The 22,886-nt window shown below is 70.7% G+C and carries 21 protein-coding genes; 12 read left to right on the top strand and 9 right to left on the bottom strand.

Annotated elements, in window-relative coordinates; genetic code table 11:
• From pgi to ACWD3I_RS43460, 4 genes are all read left to right on the top strand, one after another.
• A partial coding sequence (gene pgi / locus ACWD3I_RS43475; RefSeq protein ID WP_451084350.1) for a glucose-6-phosphate isomerase occupies window positions 1–1,565 on the top strand: 1,565 nt, incomplete at its 5' end.
• A 10-nt stretch (window positions 1,566–1,575) separates the two neighbouring features.
• Complete coding sequence (gnd, locus tag ACWD3I_RS43470) at window positions 1,576–2,451, top strand: phosphogluconate dehydrogenase (NAD(+)-dependent, decarboxylating) (RefSeq protein WP_451084354.1); 876 nt, start codon at window positions 1,576–1,578, stop codon at window positions 2,449–2,451.
• Between the two features lie 7 nt (window positions 2,452–2,458).
• On the top strand, window positions 2,459–3,046 hold the full coding sequence (locus tag ACWD3I_RS43465; protein WP_365411186.1) for a histidine phosphatase family protein: 588 nt from the start codon (window positions 2,459–2,461) through the stop codon (window positions 3,044–3,046).
• Window positions 3,047–3,102: 56 nt separating this feature from the next.
• Window positions 3,103–4,533, top strand: coding sequence for a membrane-associated oxidoreductase (locus ACWD3I_RS43460; protein WP_365411183.1), 1,431 nt, complete (start codon window positions 3,103–3,105; stop codon window positions 4,531–4,533).
• Here ACWD3I_RS43460 and ACWD3I_RS43455 read toward each other — a convergent pair.
• Together ACWD3I_RS43455 and ACWD3I_RS43450 are read right to left on the bottom strand one after the other, a co-directional pair.
• Window positions 4,520–6,313 carry a bifunctional sugar phosphate isomerase/epimerase/4-hydroxyphenylpyruvate dioxygenase family protein gene (locus ACWD3I_RS43455; RefSeq protein WP_365411180.1) on the bottom strand — a complete coding sequence of 598 codons (1,794 nt, stop codon included), beginning with the start codon at window positions 6,311–6,313 and terminating at the stop codon, window positions 4,520–4,522. The two genes, ACWD3I_RS43460 and ACWD3I_RS43455, sit on opposite strands and share 14 nt — an antisense overlap.
• Before the next feature lie 121 nt (window positions 6,314–6,434).
• A complete protein-coding gene (locus ACWD3I_RS43450) occupies window positions 6,435–7,313 on the bottom strand; it encodes a shikimate dehydrogenase (RefSeq protein ID WP_365411177.1) in 879 nt (292 codons plus the stop codon).
• A 146-nt stretch (window positions 7,314–7,459) separates the two neighbouring features.
• On the opposite strand from ACWD3I_RS43450, the gene ACWD3I_RS43445 reads away from it, so the two are divergent.
• Complete coding sequence (locus tag ACWD3I_RS43445; protein ID WP_365411174.1) at window positions 7,460–8,125, top strand: TetR/AcrR family transcriptional regulator; 666 nt, start codon at window positions 7,460–7,462, stop codon at window positions 8,123–8,125.
• Between the two features lie 201 nt (window positions 8,126–8,326).
• Window positions 8,327–9,667, top strand: coding sequence for an MFS transporter (locus ACWD3I_RS43440; protein WP_365411171.1), 1,341 nt, complete (start codon window positions 8,327–8,329; stop codon window positions 9,665–9,667).
• 84 nt (window positions 9,668–9,751) lie between these two features.
• On the opposite strand, the gene ACWD3I_RS43435 is transcribed toward ACWD3I_RS43440, so the two are convergent.
• Window positions 9,752–10,192: a hypothetical protein gene (locus ACWD3I_RS43435; RefSeq protein ID WP_365411168.1), complete on the bottom strand. Its 441-nt coding sequence runs from the start codon at window positions 10,190–10,192 to the stop codon at window positions 9,752–9,754.
• A gap of 86 nt (window positions 10,193–10,278) precedes the next feature.
• Here ACWD3I_RS43435 and ACWD3I_RS43430 point away from each other — a divergent pair, with 86 nt between their 5' ends.
• The gene (locus ACWD3I_RS43430) at window positions 10,279–10,686 is read left to right on the top strand and encodes a VOC family protein (protein WP_365411165.1); all 408 of its coding nucleotides are present in this window, start codon (window positions 10,279–10,281) and stop codon (window positions 10,684–10,686) included.
• Between the two features lie 99 nt (window positions 10,687–10,785).
• A complete protein-coding gene (locus tag ACWD3I_RS43425; protein WP_365411162.1) occupies window positions 10,786–13,173 on the top strand; it encodes an excinuclease ABC subunit UvrA in 2,388 nt (795 codons plus the stop codon).
• Between the two features lie 147 nt (window positions 13,174–13,320).
• Here the strand turns inward: ACWD3I_RS43425 and ACWD3I_RS43420 are convergent, their stop codons facing one another.
• Together ACWD3I_RS43420 and ACWD3I_RS43415 are read right to left on the bottom strand one after the other, a co-directional pair.
• Window positions 13,321–13,731, bottom strand: a complete 411-nt coding sequence (locus ACWD3I_RS43420; RefSeq protein ID WP_365411159.1) for a VOC family protein — start codon at window positions 13,729–13,731, stop codon at window positions 13,321–13,323.
• 525 nt (window positions 13,732–14,256) lie between these two features.
• Window positions 14,257–14,706 (bottom strand): PPOX class F420-dependent oxidoreductase, encoded by a 450-nt coding sequence (locus ACWD3I_RS43415; protein WP_365411156.1) that lies wholly within the window; start codon window positions 14,704–14,706, stop codon window positions 14,257–14,259.
• Between the two features lie 87 nt (window positions 14,707–14,793).
• Here ACWD3I_RS43415 and ACWD3I_RS43410 point away from each other — a divergent pair, with 87 nt between their 5' ends.
• The 3 genes from ACWD3I_RS43410 to ACWD3I_RS43400 all read left to right on the top strand — a co-directional run bounded on the left by ACWD3I_RS43410 (window position 14,794) and on the right by ACWD3I_RS43400 (window position 17,950).
• The gene (locus ACWD3I_RS43410; protein WP_365411153.1) at window positions 14,794–15,369 is read left to right on the top strand and encodes a TetR/AcrR family transcriptional regulator; all 576 of its coding nucleotides are present in this window, start codon (window positions 14,794–14,796) and stop codon (window positions 15,367–15,369) included.
• Window positions 15,366–16,658, top strand: coding sequence for an MFS transporter (locus tag ACWD3I_RS43405; protein ID WP_365411150.1), 1,293 nt, complete (start codon window positions 15,366–15,368; stop codon window positions 16,656–16,658). The genes ACWD3I_RS43410 and ACWD3I_RS43405 overlap by 4 nt, the downstream gene beginning before the upstream one ends.
• Window positions 16,659–16,723: 65 nt before the next feature.
• Entirely contained in the window at window positions 16,724–17,950 is a 1,227-nt protein-coding gene (locus ACWD3I_RS43400) for a serine hydrolase domain-containing protein (protein WP_365411147.1), read from the top strand.
• On the opposite strand, the gene ACWD3I_RS43395 is transcribed toward ACWD3I_RS43400, so the two are convergent.
• The 4 genes from ACWD3I_RS43395 to ribA all read right to left on the bottom strand — a co-directional run bounded on the left by ACWD3I_RS43395 (window position 17,951) and on the right by ribA (window position 22,037).
• Window positions 17,951–19,105, bottom strand: a complete 1,155-nt coding sequence (locus ACWD3I_RS43395) for a saccharopine dehydrogenase family protein (RefSeq protein ID WP_365411143.1) — start codon at window positions 19,103–19,105, stop codon at window positions 17,951–17,953.
• Window positions 19,098–20,171, bottom strand: a complete 1,074-nt coding sequence (locus ACWD3I_RS43390) for a saccharopine dehydrogenase (RefSeq protein WP_365411140.1) — start codon at window positions 20,169–20,171, stop codon at window positions 19,098–19,100. The genes ACWD3I_RS43395 and ACWD3I_RS43390 overlap by 8 nt, the downstream gene beginning before the upstream one ends.
• Window positions 20,168–21,313 carry an NAD(P)/FAD-dependent oxidoreductase gene (locus ACWD3I_RS43385; RefSeq protein ID WP_365411137.1) on the bottom strand — a complete coding sequence of 382 codons (1,146 nt, stop codon included), beginning with the start codon at window positions 21,311–21,313 and terminating at the stop codon, window positions 20,168–20,170. The genes ACWD3I_RS43390 and ACWD3I_RS43385 overlap by 4 nt, the downstream gene beginning before the upstream one ends.
• Window positions 21,314–21,377: 64 nt before the next feature.
• On the bottom strand, window positions 21,378–22,037 hold the full coding sequence (gene ribA, locus ACWD3I_RS43380) for a GTP cyclohydrolase II (protein ID WP_365411134.1): 660 nt from the start codon (window positions 22,035–22,037) through the stop codon (window positions 21,378–21,380).
• A 41-nt stretch (window positions 22,038–22,078) separates the two neighbouring features.
• Between ribA and ACWD3I_RS43375 the strand changes: the two genes are divergently transcribed.
• The gene (locus ACWD3I_RS43375; RefSeq protein ID WP_365411131.1) at window positions 22,079–22,849 is read left to right on the top strand and encodes a creatininase family protein; all 771 of its coding nucleotides are present in this window, start codon (window positions 22,079–22,081) and stop codon (window positions 22,847–22,849) included.
• Window positions 22,850–22,886 lie beyond the last annotated feature (37 nt).

The following is a 22,886-nucleotide window of genomic DNA, read 5'->3' as shown; positions in this document are numbered from 1 at the left end:
GGGAGTTGTTCGCGACGGATCCGGGGCGCGCGGAGCGGTACGTGGTACGCGTCGGCGATCTGCGGATCGACTACTCCAAGCACCTGATCACGGACGAGACGCTGGCCCTGCTCCAGGAACTGGCCACCGCCACCGGCGTGTTCGGTCTGCGTGACGCCATGTTCCGCGGCGAGAAGATCAACCTCACCGAGGACCGGGCCGTCCTGCACACCGCGCTGCGCGCCTCGGCCGACGCGGTCGTCGAGGTCGACGGCGAGAACGTCGTGCCGCAGGTGCACGCCGTGCTCGACAAGATGGGCGGCTTCGCCGACCGGGTCCGCTCCGGTGAGTGGACCGGCCACACGGGCCGTCGTATCCGCAATGTCGTCAACATCGGCATCGGCGGCTCCGACCTGGGTCCGGCGATGGCGTACGAGGCGCTGCGCGCGTTCACGGCAAGGGAGTTGACCTTCCGGTTCGTCTCCAACGTCGACGGCTCCGACCTCCACGAGGCAGTGCACGACCTGGACCCCGCGGAGACGCTGTTCATCGTCGCGTCGAAGACGTTCACCACGATCGAGACGATCACCAACGCCACCTCGGCACGCTCCTGGCTGCTGAACGGCCTCGGCGGTGAAGAGAAGGCGGTCGCCAGGCACTTCGTGGCGCTGTCGACCAACGGCGGCAAGGTCACCGAGTTCGGCATCGACCCGGACAACATGTTCGAGTTCTGGGACTGGGTCGGCGGCCGCTACTCGTACGACTCGGCCATCGGCCTCTCCCTGATGATCGCCATCGGCCCGGACCGCTTCCGGGAGATGCTCGACGGCTTCCGTATCGTCGACGAGCACTTCCGCAGCGCCCCCGCCGAGGACAACGCCCCCTTGCTCCTGGGCCTGTTGGGCGTCTGGTACGGCAACTTCCTGGGCGCCCAGTCGCACGCGGTACTGCCGTACAGCCACTACCTGTCGAAGTTCACCGCCTACCTCCAGCAGCTCGACATGGAGTCCAACGGCAAGTCGGTGCAGCGCGACGGCCGGCCCGTGGACTGGCAGACAGGGCCGGTGGTGTGGGGCACGCCCGGAACCAACGGGCAGCACGCGTACTACCAGTTGATCCACCAGGGCACCAAGCTGATCCCGGCGGACTTCATCGGCTTCGCCAGGCCCGTGGCCGAGCTGAGCGACGAACTCAAGGCGCAGCACGACCTGTTGATGGCCAACCTGTTCGCCCAGGGGCAGGCGCTGGCGTTCGGCAAGACGCCGGACGAGGTGCGCGCGGAGGGTGTCCCCGAGGAACTGGTCACCCACAAGACGTTCAAGGGCAACCACCCCACCACGACGATCCTGGCGAAGGAACTGACCCCGTCGGTCCTCGGTCAGCTGATCGCGCTGTACGAGCACAAGGTGTTCGTCCAGGGCGCCGTCTGGAACATCGACTCCTTCGACCAGTGGGGTGTCGAGCTGGGCAAGGTGCTCGCCAGGCGGGTGGAGCCCGCCCTCACCGAAGGCGCCGAGGTACCCGGCCTCGACGCATCAACCGCCGCCCTCGTGGCCGCATACCGTGAACTGAAGGAAGTGCGCTGACATGACGTCGATGCAGCTCGGCCTCATCGGCCTCGGCAAGATGGGCGGCAACATGCGCGAGCGGATCCGCCGCGCAGGCCACACCGTCATCGGCTACGACCGCAACCCCGAGGTCTCCGACGTGGCGAGCCTCGCCGAACTCGTCGAGAAGCTCGAAGGCCCCCGCGTGGTCTGGGTGATGGTGCCGGCCGGCGCCGCGACCCAGTCCGTCGTCGACGAGCTCGGCGACCTCCTCTCCCCCGGCGACACGGTCGTCGACGGCGGCAACTCCCGCTGGACGGACGACGAGAAGCACGCCGAGGAGCTCGCGGCCAAGGGCATCGGCTTCGTCGACGCCGGTGTCTCGGGTGGCGTGTGGGGTCTGACGAACGGCTACGCCCTCATGGTCGGCGGCGACGCCGAGCACGTCGCCAAGGTGCAGCCGGTGTTCGACGCGCTCAAGCCCGAGGGCGACTTCGGCTTCGTCCACGCGGGCAAGGTGGGCGCCGGGCACTTCGCGAAGATGGTCCACAACGGCATCGAGTACGCGATGATGCAGGCCTACGCCGAGGGCTGGGAGCTCCTGGAGAAGGTCGACTCCGTGACCGATGTGCGCGAGGTCTTCCGGTCCTGGCAGGAGGGCACGGTCATCCGTTCCTGGCTGCTCGACCTGGCCGTGAACGCCCTGGGCGAGGACGAGCACCTGGACAAGCTGCGCGGCTACGCGGAGGACTCCGGTGAGGGCCGGTGGACCGTCGAGGCGGCCATCGACAACGCGGTTCCGCTGCCCGCGATCACGGCCTCCCTCTTCGCGCGGTTCGCGTCCCGTCAGGACGACTCGCCGCAGATGAAGATGATCGCGGCGCTGCGCAACCAGTTCGGCGGCCACGCCGTCGAGTCGAAGTAGGCGCACGGTGGGGGATCTCCTGCTGGTTCGCCACGGGGAGACGGAGTGGAGCGTGTCGGGCCGGCACACCAGCTGGACCGACCTGCCCCTCACCGCACACGGTGAGGAACAGGCCAAGTCCCTCTCTCCGTTCCTCTCCGGACGGACCTTCGCTCTCGCGCTCAGCAGTCCGCTGGACCGCGCGATACGCACCGCCGAACTCGTGGGCCTGTCAGGGGTGTTGCCCTATGACGACCTCCACGAGTGGGACTACGGCGGCTACGAGGGCGTCACCACCGTCGACATCCACCGGACCCGGCCCGACTGGTACCTGTGGACCGACGGCGTGCCGCTCGGCCCCGAAGGACACCCCGGCGAGTCGCCCGCCGAGGTCGGGGCACGCGCCGACCGGGTGCTGGCCCGGGTGGACGCGGCGCTCCCGGACGGGGACGTGGTGCTCGTGGCGCACGCCCACTTCCTGCGGGTGCTGACGGCTCGTCGGTTGGGCCTGGAAGCGGCGGACGGCCGCCTGTTCCAGCTCGCGACGGCCACCGTCAGCCGACTGTCCACGGAACACGGCCGACCGGTCGTCGCCGAGTGGAACACCCGACCGTAGCGACCTGACGACGGCCCGGGCCGTCGTCGTCCAAGGAGCGGCTAGAGTCCCGCTCTGTGGAGATCAACGACCTGACGCCCGCCGAGCGGCGGGTGTGGGAGGCGTTCGCGACGGGCACGGCTGTGGACTTCCATGACGCCGGGGAACCCGAACGGACCGTCCGTGCCGTGGTGTTGCGGGCGCTCATGCTCAACGGGCCACGTCAGGAAGGGGAGATACCCGCCCTGAGACTGAACGGGGCCTACATCACCGGCGCACTCGACCTGCGGCACGGAGCGGTCGACACGTCCGTACGGCTGAGTCGGTGCCAGTTCGAGGAGTCCCCTCGCCTGTACGGCAGCCAGATCCGTCAGCTCAACCTGAGAGGTTCCACGCTGCCGGGCCTCGACGCAGGCGCCGTGTGCATGGAGGGCGTACTCAGGCTGACGGACTGCCGGTTCCGGGGGCCGGTGCGACTGAGCGGTGCTCGGATCGCGGGGGCGCTGTTCATGGAGCGGGCGCAGTTCACATCGGACACCTCCGACGCGGTGCTCCAGCTCAATCACGCGGAGATCGGGCGCGACCTGCTGTGCCAGGGACTGACGGCGGACGGCGAAGTCCTCCTCACGGGCGCGGCCGTGGGCGGCCTGGTGAACTTCCACGAAGCCGAGCTGCGCTGCCCGGGCGGCACCGCTCTCAACGCGGAAGCCCTCGCGGCGGAGGCCGACGTAGTACTGCGACGTGTCCGCACGCAGGGCCTGCTGGAGCTGCGCGGCGCCCGGATAAGGGGCCGCCTCATTCTGTCGCGCGCCCACCTGTCGAACCCCGGCGGCACCGCCCTGCACGCCACCAGCTGCACCATCGGGGAACTGTGGCTGCGCAAAGGGCCTCCCGTGGACGGTGTCGTCAACCTGCGCCGCTCCCAGGTGGAACTCCTCGACCTGGAGCCGGACATGGTCCCGGGTCGGATCCGCTTCAACAGCCTGACCTACACCACCCTCATCCCCCACGAGCCCGCGGAACGCCGCCTGCCGATGCTCGAACGGGACGTCGACGGCTATGTCCCCCACGCCTACGAACAGCTGACCGCCGCCTACCTCCGCATCGGCGACGACTACGCCGCCCGCCAGGTCCAGCTCGCCAAACAGCGCCGCCTGCGAGCCACCCGCGCCTGGTACGGGCGTCTCTGGGGCTACCTTCAGGACGTCACCGTCGGCTACGGCTTCCGCCCCCTGCGCGCCTGTGCCTGGCTGGTCTCCCTGCTCGCCGTCGGTTCCCTCGTGTACGCCCTCCACGAGCCGCCTCCGCTGAAGCCTGGCGAACACCCCGACTTCGACCCGGTGTTCTTCACCCTGGACCTGCTCCTGCCGGTGATCTCGTTCGGGCAGGAGGGCGCGTTCGCCCCGCAGGGCGGGTACCAGGCGCTCTCCTACGCCCTCGTGATCACCGGCTGGATCCTGGCCACGACGGTGGTGACAGGTGTGACCCGGGCGGTCAGCCGCCAGTGACGCCGTGCTGCGCGGCCAGCCGCACCGGAGCGTTCTGGGCGCCGTAGCCGCGGTAGCCGTCGCGCTGGACGAGTTCGAAGAAGACCCGGCCGACCGTGCGGGTGTAGCAGTGGCGGAAGGTGCCGTACGCGTCCCGGTCGTAGAGGATGCCGAGCTCGCGGTACGTCTCCAGCTCACCGTCGGCGAACTCGAAGCGGGCGGCGAGGTCGTCGTAGTAGTTCGCGGGGATCGGCAGGACGCGGCCGCCCGCGTCCCGGAAGCGACGTACCGCCGTCACCACGTCGTCCGTGGCGAACGCGATGTGCTGGGCGTGCACCGTGTCGTCCGTGGGTGCCGCGCCGACGCTCAGCGCGATCCGGACGCTGCCGTCCGGGTTCGTCACCGCCCGGCTGCGCATCAGCCCGTACGGGTCGGCGACGTCCACGCTCTCCTGCGCGTGCAGCCCGAGCACGCTGCGGTGGAACAGCGCCGCCTCGTCGAACTGGTGCCAGGGCTGGACGAGGGCCAGATGGTCGATGCACCGCACGCACGCCGCCCCGGCCTCGTGCGCCACGTCCTCGAAGTCGGCCCGCCAGTTGGGCAGTTCGGGACGGCCGGTCGCGCAGAAGAAGAGTTCCGTGCCGTCGGGCGCCGCGACGGCGTCCAGCGGGGCGTCCTCGACGGCGCGGCGCCGCGGCAGCACCGGGGCCAGCAGGGCCTCCGCGCGGCGGGCCGCGCCCGCCGGGTCCGGTGACTCCAGGCCGATCGCGGCGAGGCCCGTGCCGTCGCGGCGGCCCGCCGGGCCGGTGTTCAGGAGCAGTCGGGCCTCGCCCTGCTGCCACAGGTCCACCGGTTTGGTGCGGTGGCGCGCGGTGCGGGCGAAGCCCAGTGCGCCGAGCACCGCGGAGACCGGCTCGGCGTCGGGGGTGATCAGTTCGGCGAAGGCGACGCCGGTGGGGACGACGGCCGCGGGCGGGGTCGTCACGCCGACCGTCTCCTGGAGGAGCAGGAGCGAGCGATGCGCGTCCACGGCGGTCCGACCGGCGTCGGCCTGGCGGTAGACGTCGTTGAAGACCTCGAGAGAGAGCGGACCGTCGTAGCCGGTATGCAATACACGGCGTACAAGATCCGCCACATCGAATCCGCCCTGCCCGGGGAAGCTGCGGTAGTGGCGGCTCCACTGGAGGACGTCCATCGCCGGCAGCGGGGCGTCGGCGAGCTGGAGGAAGAAGATCTTCTCGCCGGGGATGTCCGCGATGGCTTCGAGGCTCTTGGGTTCAGACCCACGGGAGAGGATGTGGAAGCTGTCCAGGCAGGTGCCGAGCGCGGGATGGTCGGCGGCGCGGACGATCTGCCAGGCGTGGTCGTACGTGCTCACGTGCCGGCCCCACGCCAGTGCCTCGTAGGCGACCTTGATGCCGAACTCCTGGGCCAGGTCGGCCAGTCGGCCCAGCTGCTCGGCGGCGAGGGCGTCGTCGTCCACGGCGAGGGGGTGGACGCTGGAGCAGACGAGGACCGTGTCGGTACCGAGCCGGCCCATCAGCTCGAACTTGTGCTGGGCCCGGCGCAGATTGTTCGCGAACCGCTCCTCGGGCACCGCCTCCATGTCCCGCATCGGCTGGTAGAGGTCGATGCCAAGACCGAGGTCGGCGCAGCGGGTGCGGATCTCCTCGGGGGTGAGGGGGCTGGCGAGGAGGTCGTTCTCGAAGATCTCCACACCGTCGAAGCCGGCCCGGGCGGCGGCCGTGAGCTTCTCGGTGAGGGATCCGCTGAGGGAGACGGTTGCGATGGACGTACGCATGGGGCAAGCTCCTTCGACCTGCGGTCCGACGGTGCCCCGTCGGGGGCGCGGGGCTGAGTACATATGCGGCTCCGCCGCGGGGCCGCGACCATCCGTCGGCGGCCCGCGGCATGGATACGGCCTAGCCCGCCGAGCTCTCGACGGCTCCGGCCATCTCCGCGATGTCGGCCAGCATGCGAGCGCTGTCGGGCTCCCGCCCGGTGAAGAGGCGGAAGGCGTCCACGGCCTGGAACACGGCCATTCCGCCCCCGTCCAAGGTGGCGCAGCCCCTCGCGCGGGCGGTGCGCAGGAGTTCGGTCTCGAGGGGGCGGTAGACGACCTCGGCGACCCAGAGGCCGGGGTGCAGGAGTTCGGCGGTGAAGGGGAGGCCGGGGTGGGCGGCCATGCCGGTGGGGGTGGCATGAACGATTCCGTCGGCGCTCGCGAGCAGGTCCGGGAGCCGGTCCGGGGTCGCGTGGGCGGCCCGGCCGTCGCCGAAGTGGCGGTTCAGGGAGGCGGCGAGGTCGGCGGCCCGGTCGGCCAGCGCGTCCACGACCGTGACCCGCTCCGCGCCGAGGGTGAGCGTGGCGTGCGCGACGGCCGCTCCCGCGCCGCCCGCGCCCAGCTGCACGACCTTCTCCAGCGGTACGTCGGGCAGGCCGCGGGCGAAGGAGGCGGCGAAGCCGGTCACGTCCGTGTTGTGGCCGATGGCCCGGCCGTCCTCGAGGACGACGGTGTTGACCGCGCCGAGCGCCTCGGCCTGCGGGGAGAGCGCGTCGAGGTGCTCGATGACGAGCTGCTTGCAGGGGTGGGTGATGTTGAGCCCGTCGAATCCCGTGTCCCGGGCGGACCGCAGCAGATCGCCGACCGCTTCCGGACCGACGCCGAGGACGTCGATGTCGATGAGCCGGTACAGATAGCGCAGACCCTGGCGGTCGGCCTCCCGCTCGTGCAGGGCCGGGCTGAGCGAGGGGCCGATGCCCGCGCCGATCAGTCCGACGAGATACGAGTCCTTGGCCACGGCGGACCTCCTGAGCGGCTCACTAATGTACGAACTAGTGAGTTAGTCATAGCACCCGGAAACGGCACTTGGGAAGCCCTGACCCGTTCCGCGGGGCGAGCGGGCTTCTAGAATCGCGGCACTGGCCGCACACCCGAAGGAACCCGATGACCAGCGTCGAAGAACCGGCACGACCCAACGGGCGCATCCGTGACGCCGCGCGCACCAAGGCCGAGATCCTCGACGTGGCGACCCACGAGTTCGCCCGGGTCGGCTTCGCGGGGGCACGGGTCGACGACATCGCCGCCCGCACCAGCACCACGAAGCGGATGATCTACTACTACTTCGGCGGCAAGGAGCAGCTGTTCACGGCCGTCCTGGAGCGGGCGTACGGCGTGATCCGGGAAGCCGAACAGGAGCTGGACGTCGAGCATCTGGACCCGGTCGCGGCCATCCGCAAGCTCGCCGAGGTCACCTTCGACCACCACGAGCAGCACCCCGACTTCATCCGTCTGGTCAGTATCGAGAACATCCACGAGGCCGAGCACATCGCCGCCTCCGAGAAGCTCGGCAAGATCGGCTCGCCCGCCCTGGACGTGATCCGCCGGATCCTGGAGTCGGGCCAGAAGTCCGGCCTGTTCACGGCCGACGTGGACGCCGTCGACCTGCACGCGATGATCAGCTCCTTCTGCTTCTTCCGGGTCGCCAACCGGCACACCTTCGGTGCCCTGTTCGGCCGCGACCTCATCGACCCCGCGCAGCGTGAGCACTACCGGAACATGCTGGGCGACATGGTGATCTCCTATCTGACGGCGGAGCGCATCGCCGACTGAAGATCCTTTGGCAGGGCCTCTTGACACGCGGGAAACGCGGGCGCAACATCCCTACCCAAGCGCTACTAACTACCTAGTGGGTTAATTAACCGCAGCCCCCGAGGATCCCAGCGCGGCCGACCCAGCACCCCAGGGCTCAGGCACCTTCTCCCCCCCCCGCTCACTCCGCATACGTTGGAGTTCCCTCGAAGGAGCACGCTCGTGTCCGTCCCCGCCGAAGCCGTCGGGCAGCCGAAAAAGGCGGCCACTGCCGCTTGGATCGGCAGCGCGCTGGAGTACTACGACTTCTTCATCTACGGCAGCGCGGCCGCGCTGATCTTCCCGGAGATCTTCTTCGACAAGTCCGACCCGGCCACCGCGACCCTGCTGTCGCTGGCCACCTTCGGTGTGGCCTACGCCGCCCGGCCGATCGGCGCGCTCTTCCTGGGCCACTTCGGTGACAAGGTCGGCCGCAAGAAGATCATGGTCTTCACGCTGATCCTGATGGGTCTGTCGACCTTCCTCATCGGCTGTCTGCCCACCCGCGACCAGGTCGGCACGCTCGCACCGGTCCTGCTGGTGCTGTGCCGTGTCCTGCAGGGGATCTCCGCCGCCGGCGAGCAGGCGAGCGCCAACTCCATGACGCTCGAACACGCGCCGCCGAACCGGCGCGGCTTCTTCACCAGCTTCACCCTCAGCGGCACCCAGGGCGGCCAGCTCCTCGCCACGCTGGCCTTCATCCCGATCGCCGCGCTCCCCGAGGACCAGCTGCTGTCCTGGGGCTGGCGGATCCCGTTCTTCCTGAGCATCGCGGTCGCCGTCGTCGGCTACGTCATCCGGCGCAAGCTGGAGGAGACCCCGGCCTTCGAGCAGCAGACCGCCTCCGAGGGCGTCGTGAAGATGCCGCTCGCGTTCCTGGCCCGCAACCACTGGGCGGACGTCCTGCGGGTCGTCGCGGGTGCGCTGATCGCCTCGGTCTCGACGATCTTCACGGTCTGGGCGCTGGCGTACGCCACCAGCGACTCGGTCGGGATGAGCCGCTCCTCGATGCTGTGGGTGGGCGCGCTGGCCAACCTGGTCGCCCTCGGCGCGATCCCGGCGTGGGCCACGCTCTCGGACCGTATCGGCCGCCGCCCGGTCTTCCTGATCGGCGCCGCGGGCAGCGCGGTCATGATGTTCGTGTACCTCTGGGCGATCTCCACGGGCAACTACCCGCTGACCCTGGTGCTGGGCATCGTCACCTTCGGGGTCGTCTACAGCGCCGCGAACGGGGTGTGGCCCTCCTTCTACGGCGAGATGTTCTCGACCCGCGTCCGGCTGTCGGGCATGGCGATCGGTACCCAGATCGGCTTCGCCGTGGCCGGGTTCGCGGTCACCTTCGCCGCGCAGATCGCGGGCCCCGACGGCAGCGACTGGTCGGCGGTCGCCTTCTTCACCGCCGCGCTGTGCGTCCCGCCGGTCATCGCCGTTCTCACGGCCCGCGAGACCCACAGCGTCCCGACGGAGCAGCTCGGCGAGCGCGCGCCGAAGCCGGCGGCGGAGCGGGAGACCGTGACCGCCTGATCCCCCTCCGCCAGGACTCCCGAGTCCCCGGACCCGTAAGGGCTCCGGGGACTCGGGCATGTCGGGCGGGGAGGCGGAAGCGGGTCATTCGACCACGTCGACCTCGTCCGGTTCGGGGAACGGCATCATGTCCCAGCCCATCGGCCGGCCCTGCCACCGCGCCTCCCCCGCCTCGACGTCGAGCCTCCTCGGGATGCGCCGGTCCCACCATCGCCCGCCCTCGGCACGGTCGGGCCAGGGGACGGTCGCGGCACGGAACCGGTCGTCGTACGCGTCGAGCTCCGGCTGCCGCAGCGCTCGTACCCGCTCGGGCAGCCGCGGCCAGACCCGGGCCAGTGCGCCTCGGCACCACAGGTCGTTCGACAGCTCCGGCCCGCACCAGCCGTAGCCCTCCTCCACCTCCGCCACCAGGTCGTGCCACTGGGCGAGCAGGGAGTTGAGGGTGGAGCGTCCGCCGGCCCCGGCCAGGACGGCGGCGCGTACGGCGGCGTACTCCTCCGCGGTCGGCGGTGCCGTCTGTTCCATGCGCCGGCTCTGCCACGACCGGACCGCCGGGGACCTGTCAGTTTTCGAGAAGCGCCCACCCCGGGACCGCGCCTAGCGTGAAGTCCATGGACCTCACCCTTCACGCGAGCTTCCTCCCGCAGGACGACCCGGACGCCGCGCTGGCCTTCTACCGCGATCTCCTCGGTTTCGAGGTGCGCGGCGACGTCGGCAAGGGCTCGATGCGCTGGATCACGGTCGGTCCCGTCGGTCAGCCCGACACGTCGGTCGTACTGCATCCGCCGGGCGTGGACGCCGACCTCACCGAGGACGAGCGCCGCACGGTCTTCGAGATGATGGCCAAGGGCACGTACGCGAGCATCGTGCTGGCCACCGCCGACCTGGACGCCGTGTTCGACCGGCTTCAGGCGGGCGCCGATGTGGTCCAGGAGCCGATCAAGCAGCCGTGGGGCGTGCGTGACTGTGCCTTCCGTGACCCCGCGGGCAATCTGATCCGTGTCCAGGAACGGAACTGAGCGGGCTCGAAACGACGCGGAACGCTTTGTTCCCCCAGGGAAATCAGACCTAATGCTCGGAGCCGGTGAGATCGAGCCGAACGATGGAGAACAGTCAGCATGGCCACCAAGAGGACGACCCCCCAGCCGCCCGCGTCGCACCCCGCCGACAGCCACGATCTGATCCGCGTGCACGGCGCGCGGGAGAACAATCTCAAGGACGTCAGCATCGAGATCCCCAAACGCCGGCTGACGGTGTTCACCGGTGTCTCCGGGTCGGGCAAGAGCTCGCTGGTGTTCGACACGATCGCCGCGGAGTCGCAGCGGCTGATCAACGAGACGTACAGCGCCTTCGTGCAGGGCTTCATGCCGACGCTGGCGCGGCCCGAGGTCGACGTACTGGACGGACTGACCACGGCGATCATCGTCGACCAGGAGCGGATGGGTGCCAACGCCCGCTCGACCGTCGGCACCGTGACCGACGTCAACGCGATGCTGCGCATCCTCTTCAGCCGGCTCGGCACGCCGCACATCGGCCCGCCCAACGCGTACTCGTTCAACGTGCCCTCGGTGTCGGCGAGCGGTGCGATCACCGTGGAGCGCGGTGGCAAGACCAAGGCGGAGAAGGCCACGTTCCACCGGCTCGGCGGCATGTGTCCGCGCTGCGAGGGCATGGGCTCGGTCAGTGACTTCGACCTGACGGCGCTGTACGACGACAGCCTCTCGCTCAACGAGGGCGCGCTGACGATCCCCGGCTACAGCATGGACGGCTGGTACGGCCGTATCTACCGGGGCTGCGGCTTCTTCGACCCGGACAAGCCGATCCGCAGGTTCAACAAGCGGGAGATGCACGACCTGCTCCACAAGGAGCCGACCAAGATCAAGGTCGAGGGCATCAACCTGACGTACGAGGGACTGGTCCCGAAGATCCAGAAGTCCTTCCTCTCCAAGGACGTCGACGCCCTCCAGCCGCACATCCGTGCCTTCGTGGAGCGGGCGGTGACGTTCCAGATCTGTCCCGAGTGCGACGGCACCCGGCTCAGCGCGGAGGCCCGGGCCTCGAAGATCAAGCGGAAGAACATCGCCGACGTCTGCGCGATGCAGATCGACGATCTGGCGGACTGGGTCCGTGACCTGAAGGAGCCGTCGGTGGCGCCGCTGCTGGCCGCGCTGGGGCACTCGCTGGACTCGTTCGTCGAGATCGGGCTCGGCTACCTCAGCCTCGACCGCCCCTCGGGCACCCTCTCCGGCGGTGAGGCGCAGCGCACCAAGATGATCCGCCACCTCGGGTCCTCGCTCACCGATGTGACGTACGTCTTCGACGAGCCGACGATCGGGCTGCACCCGCACGACATCCGCCGGATGAACGAACTGCTGCTGCAACTGCGCGACAAGGGCAACACCGTGCTGGTCGTGGAGCACAAGCCGGAGGCGATCGAGATCGCCGACCATGTCGTGGACCTCGGCCCGCGCGCCGGCACCGCGGGTGGCGAGGTGGTCTTCGAGGGCACCGTCGAGGGGCTGCGGTCCAGCGACACGCTCACCGGACGGCACCTGGACGACCGGGCCTCGCTCAAGCCCACGGTGCGCAAGCCGTCGGGGGCACTGGAAGTACGCGGCGCCGGTACGAACAACCTCCAGGACGTCGACGTCGACATCCCGCTGGGCGCGCTGGTCGTCGTCACCGGGGTCGCCGGTTCCGGCAAGAGCTCGCTGATCCATGGCTCGGTGTCCGGGCAGGACGGCGTGATCACGGTCGACCAGACCGGGATCCGCGGCTCGCGGCGCAGCAACCCGGCGACGTACACCGGGCTTCTGGAGCCGATCCGCAAGGCGTTCGCCAAGGCCAACGGTGTGAAGCCGGCCCTCTTCAGCGCCAACTCCGAGGGCGCCTGCCCGACGTGCAACGGCGCGGGCGTCATCTACACGGACCTGGCGATGATGGCCGGGGTGGCGTCCACATGCGAGGAGTGCGAGGGGAAGCGGTTCCAGGCGGCCGTGCTGGAGTACCACCTCGGCGGGCGTGACATCAGCGAGGTGCTCGCGATGCCGGTGTCCGAGGCGGTGGAGTTCTTCGGCACGGGCGAGGCGCGTACGCCGGCCGCGCACAAGATCCTGGAGCGGCTCGCGGACGTCGGCCTCGGCTATCTCACCCTCGGGCAGCCGCTGACGACGCTGTCGGGCGGTGAGCGGCAGCGGCTGAAGCTGGCCACCCGCATGGGCGAGAAGGGCGGGGTCTACATCCTCGACGAGCCGACGACCGGGCTCCATCTCGCGGACGTGGAGCAGCTGTTGGGCCTGCTGGACCGGCTGGTGGACTCCGGGAAGTCGGTCATCGTCATCGAGCACCACCAGGCGGTCATGGCACACGCCGACTGGATCATCGACCTCGGCCCCGGCGCCGGCCACGACGGCGGCCGGATCGTCTTCGAGGGCACCCCGACCGAACTGATCGCGGACCGCTCCACGCTCACGGGCCAGCACCTGGCGGAGTACGTCGGGGCCTGAACGGGCCCAGGAGTGGGGACCGGCCCGCTTTGGACCGGGCCGGTCCACGACGCGTTGCGCCGGCTCGTCCGCCGGCCGAGGCGGTCCCGAGCGGAGTCGGAGCCGCCTTGGATTCGGCCCCGTCCCGCCGCGAGTCGGGCCCGTCCCCTACGAGTTGGACCACGCCCGCTCGCACAGCACCAGCCGGTAGCCGTCCGGGTCCTCGATCGTCACGCCCCACTCGTTCCAGTAGGGGTTGGGTGAGGGGACCCGCTTGCCGCCGTGCTGTTCGAGTCGGGCGACCAGGTCCTGCGGCACGGGACCGTCGACGTAGACGACCAGGAGGTCCTCCTCCGTGGGGCGGGGTTCGACGGGGTGGGCCGACTCGTGGACGAGTTCCAGATGCCACCCGGCGTCGGGCCAGCCGAGCATGAGCAGATCGTGGTGGCCCGGTTCGGCGCCGCCCTCGGCCCGCCACACGACGGCCAGACCGAGCCCGTCGGCCCAGAAACGCTCCGCCGCGGCGAGGTCGCGGGACGGGCGGGCGATACGGATGTGACTGCGGCCGTGGACCGGCATCGTGACCTCTTCCTGAGCGTGGCGTCTCCTCAGCCAGCTTAGGCAGCGCGTGATCGCGAAACCATCGGCCGTCCGCCCTGCGCCCCGGGTCCTAGGACCGCGTGAACCGCCCTACCCCGTTGACAGTTGACGTTTTCAGCAAGAACATCGGCCGGAACGAGCAGAAAAGAACAGACGCTCGTCACGCGCAGCCGGTCCGGGGGGAGGGCTCCGCGCGTACCGGCCGGATTCAGGGGCGGCCGGTACGCGCGGAGATGCCGCCCCGGTCGCACCCGGCTCCGGAACCGGGCCGTCGCTGTCGCCATGACCGGCGTGCCGGTGGTAGTGCCCTCGGGGACGAGTCTCGGCGGGGCGCCGGGCCGGCGGACGGCGTTCGCGGTGATGTTCGTGCTCGCGCACACGGTGCCGTGCGCCCGAGCACGCTGCTGGTCGGGCCCGCCGACGGCCAGGTCCTCATGTCCGTCGCCGTGCGAGAGAGAACGGCGTCACCGCCAGGATGCCGGACCGGCCGCGACGCCCAGGGACTCAGACCCGGTTGGCCCCCGCGGGGATCCCGTACGCCCGCTCCACCTTCAGCCGCAGTACCACCCGCCGGTCGCGGACCATCGCGGCACGGAAGTCGTCCCAGTCGGGGTGTTCGCCCACGACGTCGCGGTAGAGCCGGACGAGCTCCTCGACGGTCTCGTCGTACGGGTCCTGCGCCACCGGTGCGAGCTCGGCCGTGCCCTCGGCGACCGTGTACGCCCGCCGGTCCGGGGCGGTCACGTGGTAGGACGCCCTCGGATCGCGGCGCAGGTTGCGGGTCTTGGCGCGGTCGTCCGTGATCGAGATCCGGATGATCCGCTCGTCGGGGCAGTAGGCGTGGCTGACGTTCGACAGCTGGGGCCGGCCGTCGCGCTTGAGCGTGACCAGCACCCCGCCGTGGCCCTCGGAGAGCAGCCCGAGCAGTGCGTTCTGCGTCGCGTCCTGAGTCATGCCTGGGTCAACCGGCACACGGGGTGCGCGCATTCCCGGAGGGAAAGTGAGTAGACGCTGTCTACGAGCACCTGGTAGACAGTGTCTATGCATGAACCGGAGAGCGGACTGCGGGCCCGACTCGTCGAGGTCGGGGTGGAACTGGTGGCCCGGGAGGGCGTGCAGGCGCTGACCCTGCGGGAGATCGCCCGCCGGGCGGGCGTCTCGCACGGTGCGCCGCGCCGCTACTTCCCGACCCATCTGGAGCTGCTGTCGGCCATCGCGCGCCGCGGCTTCGGCGAGCTCGCGGAGCGGGCGGGGTCGGCCGACGACGGCACCGCGAGCCCGCGCGACCGGCTGACGGAGCTGGGGCGGGTCTATCTGCGGTTCGCGCTGGACAACCAAGGCATGTACGAGCTGATGTTCCGTCACGATCTGCTGGAGAGCGGCCACCTGGGACTCAGGGACACCAGCCTGCCCCTCTTCGGCCGCCTGGTGGAGCTGGTCGCCGTGGCCCGCCCGGACGCGGACGCCCGTCTCGTCGCCGGGGCGTTGTGGGCGAACCTGCACGGCATCGCCCAGCTGTGGGGCTGGGGCAGCCTCCAACTGGCCACCGGAGCAGAGGACTTCGCACCTCTCCTGCGCAACGCCCTCGACGCGCACCTCGGCCGGGAGGACGGGTGAACCCTCGTCTCGTCCTCGCGGGCAGCGTGACCGGAGCCGTGATCGTCGCCCTCGACGGCACGGTCCTCACCATCGCCCAGCCCACCCTGCAAAGGGACCTGGACGCCTCCTTCGCCCAGGTCCAGTGGACCAGCACCGGCTATCTCATCGCGGTGGCGAGTCTGCTGGTGTTCGCGGGGCGGCTCGGCGACCGGTACGGGCACCGGCGGCTCTTCGGGATCGGCATGCTCGGCTTCGGGGTGGCGTCGGCCGGCATCGGACTGGCACCCGGTGTCGGCTGGGCGATCGGACTGCGGGTCGTCCAAGGGGTGTTCGGGGCGCTGCTGCAACCCGCGACCCTCGGCATGCTGCGCGTCGCCTACCCGCCGGACCGGCTCCGGGGGCCCATCGCCGTGCGCACCGCGGCGATCGGGGTGGCCGCCGCGGTCGGCCCGTTGATCGGCGGAGTGCTGGTGGCCGGGTCCGGGTGGCGGGCGGTGTTCTTCGTCAACGTCGTGCCCGCGCTGGTGTTCGGCGTGCTCGCCCTGGCGGTGCGGGAGCCGGAGCGGGCCACCGGGGTCCGGCTGGACCTGCCCGGTGCCGCCCTGCTCGCGGTGACCCTGGGTTTCCTGGTCCATACGCTGGTCTCCCCGCACTGGCTCGGCCTGGCGGTGACCGCGGTGACCGGCGTCGCCTTCGTACGCCACGAGCGCCGCACCGCGAGCCCGCTGATACCGCGCACCGTCCCCGGCGCACCGCTCGGCGTCCTGGTCGCCGCGTCGGCCGCCCTGTCGGGCACCCTGTTCGTGAGCACGTACGTCCTGCAGCACACGCTCGGTCTCGACCCCTTCCAAAGTGCCCTGCGCTGCCTTCCGTTGGCGGTTCTGATGGTGGCCGCCGCCGCGTTGTGCCCCGTGCTGCTGCGCCGGGCGGGAGCCCGCCGCACGACGGCGACCGCGATGGCGGTCCTCGCCGTCGGGATCCTGGTGCTCTCCCACGCGTCGGGGGCGCTCGCGCTGGGCGCCGGATTCGCCCTGCTCGGGGCCGGGTTCGGGACCGTCATGGTGGCGGCCACCCATGTCGTCGTACGCGAGAGTCCGGTCGGGTCGGCCGGGGTGGCGGGCGGGCTGCAGCAGACCGCGATGAACGTCGGGCCGACGCTCGGGGTGGCCCTCGCCGCCACGGAGGTGTCACTCGTCACGTTCGCCGCTGTCGCACTGGCCGGCGCGGTGCCGGCGGCGGGTTTCCGTGCCACGATCACCGATCGGGGTCGACCGGGCAACCGTTCGGAGATTCCTGCGCGACGATGAGGTCTGAGGTCGGCGCGGCGGGGTATGCCGGATCGCACCTCGACGAACGCGAGCGGAGGAGAGCGATGGCACAGCTGCGGCAGGAAGTCGACCCGGGGGAGGCCGGACTGGACCCGAAGGCGCTGGACCGCCTCGACCAGCACCTCGCCCACTACGTCGACGAGGGACGCATGCCCGGCTTCCTCGTGGCCGTCGCCCGCGGCGGCCGCGTCGCCCACCTCACGGCGCACGGCCACCGCGATCTCGCCGCCGGACTCCCCGTCGAGCCGGACACCCTGTGGCGGATCTACTCGATGACCAAGCCCGTCACCGCGGTGGCCGCGCTGATCCTGGTGGAGGAGGGGAAGCTGTCGCTGGACGACCCGGTCGCCCGGCATCTGCCGGCCTTCGCCGACGCCCGGGTGCACGTCAGCGGCTCGGGCTCCGACATGGTCACCCGGCCCGCCGGACAGCCCATGCTGATACGGCACCTGATGACCCACACGGCAGGTCTGACCTTCGCCTTCTACCACTCCCACCCGGTCGACGCCCTGTACCGGGCGGCCGATCTGGAGTCGTCGGTGGTACCGGGCTCGACCCTGGCCGAGACGGTCGACGTGTACGCGAGCCTGCCGCTCCAGTTCGAGCCGGGCACGCAGTGGAACTACTCGGTCTCCTCCAATGTGCTCGGCCGGGTCATCGAGGTGGTGTCCGGGCAACCGCTGGACGTCTTCTTCGCCGAGCGGGTCTTCGGACCGCTCGGCATGACCGACGCCGGCCTGAGCGTCACGGGCGAACAGGCGGGCAGACTCTCCGAGTTGTACGGCGAGAAGGACGACGGCGGCATCGAACCGGTCCCCGGGCTCCCGCTCCACGGCCGGCCCCGGTTCCTCTCCGGCAGCGGCGGCATGGCGGCCTCCGCGCACGACATGCACCGCTTCATGGAGGTGCTGCGCCGTCGCGGCGAACTCGACGGCATCCGTCTGCTCGCCCCCGAAACAGTGGACCTGATGACCAGGAACCACCTTCCCGGCGGCGCCGACCTGCGCGCCTTCGGCAGCAGACCGGCCCATGACGAGCCCAACAACGACGGTGTCGGATTCGGACTCAGCGTCTCCGTGGTGATCGACCCCGCCCGAACGCTCGCACCCACGAGCCCGGGCACGTTCGGCTGGAGCGGGGCCGCGTCCACGACCTTCTGGGTCGACCCCGGTCGCGATCTGACCGTGCAGTTCTACACCCAGGTACGGCCGAAGACCCTGAAGCTCAACCCGGACCTCAGGCGCCTGGTGCACGAGGCCGTGATCGAGTGATCAGGCATCCACACGGAGGGTGAACTCCACGCCTGCCAGGGCGAGTTCGCGCAGCCACTCCTCCGAACGGGCCGCCGTCTCGGCGGCCCGGCTGAGGCCGGGCGGCAGCGAGCCGTCCAGGACGTGCCCCACGCCGAGGGCGAGAGTGCGGGAGACGCAGCGGGCCATCGCGCTCTCCTCCTCGTCCCCCACCAGGTCCAGCAGACAACTGCCCGACCACGCCTGCCCCGCGGGTCCCTGCACATCCAGGGACACCGCGAGCACGACCCGGTCCAGGTCGGTGTCCGTGGTCGGATAGGTTGCCGCCAACTCCCTTGCCAGCGCGGCGATCCGGGCGTCGTCGCCGCCCTTGAGCTCCTCGAAGACGGCGTCCCAGGCCCGCAGCCACCCCTCCAGCCGCAGGGTGCCCCGCACGAAGGACTGCGCCTTCCAGGCGGGCGGCATCCCGTACTGCTCGACGAACGGCACACTGTCGCGGTTCGGATAGACCTCGAAGCCCTCCCCGTCGACGACATGGCGCCGGGTCGCCTCCCACGGCCGCGCGGCGGTGGTCTCGGCGCCGTCCTCGATGTAACGGGCGGGCGAGCGCAGGGCGCCCAGGACTCCGAGGGGCGCCCAGCTGAAGCGGTACCGGAAGTCGTTCGGCACCGCGGGAATGCCGCCGCAGTAGGAGGTCAGGCGGTACGAGGCCACCGTGGCGTCGCCGATCGCGTCCCGGGCGCGGGCGACGAGGCTGTGCGCGAAGAGGTGGTCGATGCCCGGGTCGAGCCCGGCCTCGGTGAGGACGACGATCCCCGCCGCGAGGGCCGCGGGCACCTGTTCCAGCACGGCGTCCGACACATAGCTGGAGCAGGCGAAGTGCGCCTTCCGCGCGACGCACGCGGCGAGGATCCCGGCGTGCTCCGGTGCGGGCAGCATCGACACGACGACGTCCCCGGGCGCGAGTTCCGCCGTCAGCGCGGGAAGGCTGTACGCGCGGGGTTCGGCGCGGCCGGTGAGACCCAGCCGGTCGAGGGCCTCGGCCGCGCGCTCCTCGGTGCGGTGCCACACCCGCACCCGCTCGGCCGTCCCGCACACCCGCGCCAGACCGCTGCCCGTGGACAGTCCGGTACCGATCCAGTGGACGGTGCCGCTCGCCGGAACCGGCTCAGACATTCCGCGACTCCCCTTCCACGATGCCGAGTTCCCGACAGGTCGCATGGAACCGGTCCAGACAGCGCCCCCACGGGCCGCCGGTCCCGAAGTCCATGAGCAGGGGCAGCAGTTGGCCGGAGAAGCCCTCGCTGGACTCCTTCGGCAGCAGCGACGGCAGGTTGTCGATGGCGATGAGGTCGAGAGGGGTGCGCGGGGGCTCCTCCTTGCGGAGCCGGCGTACCGGCTCGTCCCACTCGGTGGTGCGGTCGTAGACCGGCAGGACGTTCAGGGGTGAGCCGACGTCGCAGGTGACGTCGGACAGCGTGCGCAGCCGACGGGTGGGGGCGTCGAGGTCGGCTTCCCGGAGGAAGGGCGGGACCGGGGTGGTGGCGAGGACGCAGTTCACCATCGCGTCGTGCTCCAGCAGAGCCGCGCGGTCCAGGTCGCGGGTCTCCTCCAGGTCCCAGCAGGTGGGGTCGAGCCCGGCCACCTGGAGGGCGACGCGGGCGCCGCGTCCGCTGCGGCCCAGGGCGCCGATGACGAGCGCGGTGAACTCCTCGTCCCCGGCTGCGGGCCGGAGGATCTCGTCGAGCTCCTCCTTCGAGGTGGGCGTGAGCGGTGCGACGAGCCGGCCCCGGTGCCGGAGCACCGCCAGGGCCGCGCCCAGGTAGCCCGCCCAGTACCCGAAGGCGGCGAGCCGGCGTCCGTGGTCGTCGGCCAGGTACTCCAGGTCGAGGAGTTCCCCTCCCCCGGCGGCGAACCGGCGGAGCAGGTCCGCGGCGCCCGGCTGCTGCTTGTAGGCGTGCCCGAAGAAGATGTGCCGGTGCGTCAACTCGGCCGGAGCGTCGGGGAGTTCCTTCAGACCGAGGACGACCGCCGCCGGCGGCGCCGCCACCCAGGACCCCATGGGCGCGACCCGGGCGCCGACGGCCTCGTACTCCTCGATCGGGAAGATCCGCTGCGGGGACTCCTCGACGGTCAGGGTCACCCCGCTCCCGACGAGCCCGCGTGCGTCGGACGGCACGACCGGGGTGCGCCGCTCGGTGGGTCGGTCCTCGTGGCGCAGCCACAGATGGAGCTCGGTCATACGCAGTTGGCCTCCGGGCGCGGGGCGGCGGCCGCGAACCGGCCGGCGCTCAACGGGCTGACGTCCACGAAGGGTACGCGGCCCAGGCACAGGTCACGGACGACCTCGCCGACGGCCGGCCCCTGGAGGAAACCATGACCGGAGAAGCCGGTCGCATACAGAAAACGGGATACCGAAGTCGCCTCGCCGATCAGGGCGTTGTGATCAGGGGTGACCTCGTACAGGCCCGCCCAGCCGCCGGTGCGACGCAGGTCCAGGAGGGAGGGGGCGCGGTGCTCCATGGCGGCGGCGAGGCGGGGGATCCAGCGGTCGTGGGTGTCGGTGGCGAAGCCGGGGCGCTCGTCGGGGTCGGACATGCCCAGGAGGAGGCCGGGGCCCTCGCGGTGGAAGTAGAGGGTGCTGCTGAAGTCGATGGTCATCGGCAGGCCGGGCGGCAGGCCCCGGACCGGCTCGGTGACCGCGATCTGGCGGCGCAGCGGCTCCACCGGCAGATCCACGCCGACCATCTTCCCGATCGCGCGCGACCATGCGCCGGCCGCGCAGACCACCGTGTCGGTGGAGATGGTGCCGAGCGTCGTCTCGACGGCCCTGATGGTGTCGCCCCGCACGGTGATGCCGGTGACCTCGGTGTGCCGCAGGACGCGGGCGCCCAGGGCGCGGGCGGCGGAGGCGTAGCCGTGGACGACGGCCTCGGGAGTGCAGTGGCCGTCGTCCGGCGAGAAGGCGGCCGCCAGCAGCCCGTCGGTGCTGATCAGCGGGGAGAGCTTGCGGGCCTCCTTCGGGGTGAGCATGCGGCTGGGCACGCCGAGGGAGTTCTGCAGGAGCACTCCCGCCTCGAAGGAGGCCACGTCCTCGGGCGTCGACAGCAGGAACAGATAGCCGACGCGGTGCAGGCCGATGTCGTGGCCGATCTCCTCCCGGAACCGGCCGAACGCCTCCAGGCTGCGCGCGCCGAGTTGCACGTTGAGGCCGTCGGAGAACTGGGCCCGCACCCCTCCGGCCGCCTTCGAGGTGGACCCGGAGGCCAGTTCGTCACGTTCGACGAGGACGACGTCACGGACACCGGCGGCGGCGAGATGGTAGGCGATGCTCGCGCCCATCACTCCGCCGCCGATCACAACGGCGTTTGCCTGCGTCCTCACGAGCGAGCCTCCCAGGGGTGTCGGGGCCGGTCCCCTCTTCCTGTCCGGACTCCGGTGCCCGTAATCAGGACAGGTGGGCCACCGCGTCCAGATGCGGCAGGTGGTGGTCCAGCCGTTCCCGCTTGGTGCGCAGGTAGGTGATGTTGCTCTCGCACGGCGCTATCAGCAGCGGCACGGTCTCGGCGACCTCGATGCCGTGGCGCACCAACGCCTCGCGCTTGTCCGGGTTGTTGGACATCAGGCGCACCGAGCGCACACCCAGGTCGTGCAGCATCCCGGCGGCGACACCGTAGTCGCGGGCATCCACCGGCAGGCCGAGGGCGAGGTTCGCCTCGACGGTGTCCAGGCCCTCCGCCTGCAGGGCCATGGCGCGCAGCTTGGCGAGCAGTCCGATGCCGCGGCCCTCGTGGCCCCTCAGGTAGACGACGATGCCGCTGCCCTCGGCGACGACTGCCCGCAGTGCCGAGTCGAGCTGTTCGCCGCACTCGCAGTGCCGGGAGCCGAAGGCGTCACCGGTCAGGCATTCCGAGTGCAGCCGGGTCAGGACCTCGTCCGTGCCGATCTCGCCGTAGACCAGGGCCACTTGCTCGTCACCGCGATCGTGGTCGAGGTAACCGACCGCCCTGAATTCACCGTACACCGTGGGCAGCGGAGCATTCACGACGCGTTCCACGCCCGTACGCTGTGGAGTCTTCTTGCCGAGTACGCCAACTTTTTCTGTCATGATTCTCGAGTTCCTAAGCAGAGACGAAAGGCCGTGAAAGAATGAGTGGTTCGCAAACGCGGTCGGCGGAGCACGGTACGTTGCCGGCGGACACCACGGAAGACGTACGGGCGCGGGGCGAGGGTGTCTCACGACAGATCGCCGTCCTTCCCGTCGGGAGCTTCGAACAGCACGGCCCGTTCCTTCCGCTGGCGACCGACACGCTCGTCGCCTGCGCCGTCGCCCGGGAGATCGCCGCGGCATACCCGGTGCACCTCCTCCCTCCCGTGACGATCTCCTGCTCGCACGAGCACGCGGCGTGGGCGGGAACCGTCAGCATCTCCTCGGTGACCCTTCACTCGGTGGTACGGGACATAGCGTCTTCGCTCCGCCGGTCCGGCGTCGAGACCCTGGTCGTGGTCAACGGGCACGGCGGAAACTACGTACTGGGCAACGTCGTTCAGGAATCCTCCGCCCGCGGCGAGCGAATGGCACTGTTCCCGGCCGCGGAGGACTGGGAGACGGCCCGGGAGCAGGCGGGGGTGGTCACCTCGCTGCTCACCGACATGCATGCGGGGGAAATCGAGACCTCCATCCTTCTGCACGCTCATCCCGAATTCGTCCGACCCGGTTATGAGACCTCCGATTTCGTCGCCGACGACCGACGCCATCTGCTCACCCTCGGTATGTCCGCCTATACCGATTCCGGTGTCATCGGCCGTGCTTCGCTGGGTTCGGCGGAAAAGGGCAAAGCGCTGCTTGCGAGCCTGGCGGATTCCTTCGGCACGTATTTCTCACTGCTCACCTCCGACGGCGATTCGGCGCGCGGATAGCGGGCGAGCAGGACGATGACGCCGGGCAGGCTGGCCG

The sequence above is a fragment of the Streptomyces sp. NPDC002817 genome (assembly GCF_053592055.1).
This window is presented reverse-complemented; position numbering and strand designations above follow the sequence as displayed.

Excerpts from the sequence above, each read along its gene's own strand:
- ribA (WP_365411134.1), bottom strand. The coding sequence starts at position 22,037 with ATGACAGAAAAAGTTGGCGTACTCGGCAAGAAGACTCCACAGCGTACG.
- ACWD3I_RS43395 (WP_365411143.1), bottom strand. The coding sequence starts at position 19,105 with ATGTCTGAGCCGGTTCCGGCGAGCGGCACCGTCCACTGGATCGGTACC.
- ACWD3I_RS43430 (WP_365411165.1), top strand. The coding sequence starts at position 10,279 with ATGGACCTCACCCTTCACGCGAGCTTCCTCCCGCAGGACGACCCGGAC.
- ACWD3I_RS43390 (WP_365411140.1), bottom strand. The coding sequence starts at position 20,171 with ATGACCGAGCTCCATCTGTGGCTGCGCCACGAGGACCGACCCACCGAG.
- ACWD3I_RS43420 (WP_365411159.1), bottom strand. The coding sequence starts at position 13,731 with ATGCCGGTCCACGGCCGCAGTCACATCCGTATCGCCCGCCCGTCCCGC.
- ACWD3I_RS43375 (WP_365411131.1), top strand. The coding sequence starts at position 22,079 with ATGAGTGGTTCGCAAACGCGGTCGGCGGAGCACGGTACGTTGCCGGCG.
- ACWD3I_RS43400 (WP_365411147.1), top strand. The coding sequence starts at position 16,724 with ATGGCACAGCTGCGGCAGGAAGTCGACCCGGGGGAGGCCGGACTGGAC.
- ACWD3I_RS43415 (WP_365411156.1), bottom strand. The coding sequence starts at position 14,706 with ATGACTCAGGACGCGACGCAGAACGCACTGCTCGGGCTGCTCTCCGAG.
- ACWD3I_RS43455 (WP_365411180.1), bottom strand. The coding sequence starts at position 6,313 with ATGCGTACGTCCATCGCAACCGTCTCCCTCAGCGGATCCCTCACCGAG.
- ACWD3I_RS43410 (WP_365411153.1), top strand. The coding sequence starts at position 14,794 with ATGCATGAACCGGAGAGCGGACTGCGGGCCCGACTCGTCGAGGTCGGG.
- ACWD3I_RS43425 (WP_365411162.1), top strand. The coding sequence starts at position 10,786 with ATGGCCACCAAGAGGACGACCCCCCAGCCGCCCGCGTCGCACCCCGCC.
- ACWD3I_RS43445 (WP_365411174.1), top strand. The coding sequence starts at position 7,460 with ATGACCAGCGTCGAAGAACCGGCACGACCCAACGGGCGCATCCGTGAC.
- gnd (WP_451084354.1), top strand. The coding sequence starts at position 1,576 with ATGCAGCTCGGCCTCATCGGCCTCGGCAAGATGGGCGGCAACATGCGC.
- ACWD3I_RS43435 (WP_365411168.1), bottom strand. The coding sequence starts at position 10,192 with ATGGAACAGACGGCACCGCCGACCGCGGAGGAGTACGCCGCCGTACGC.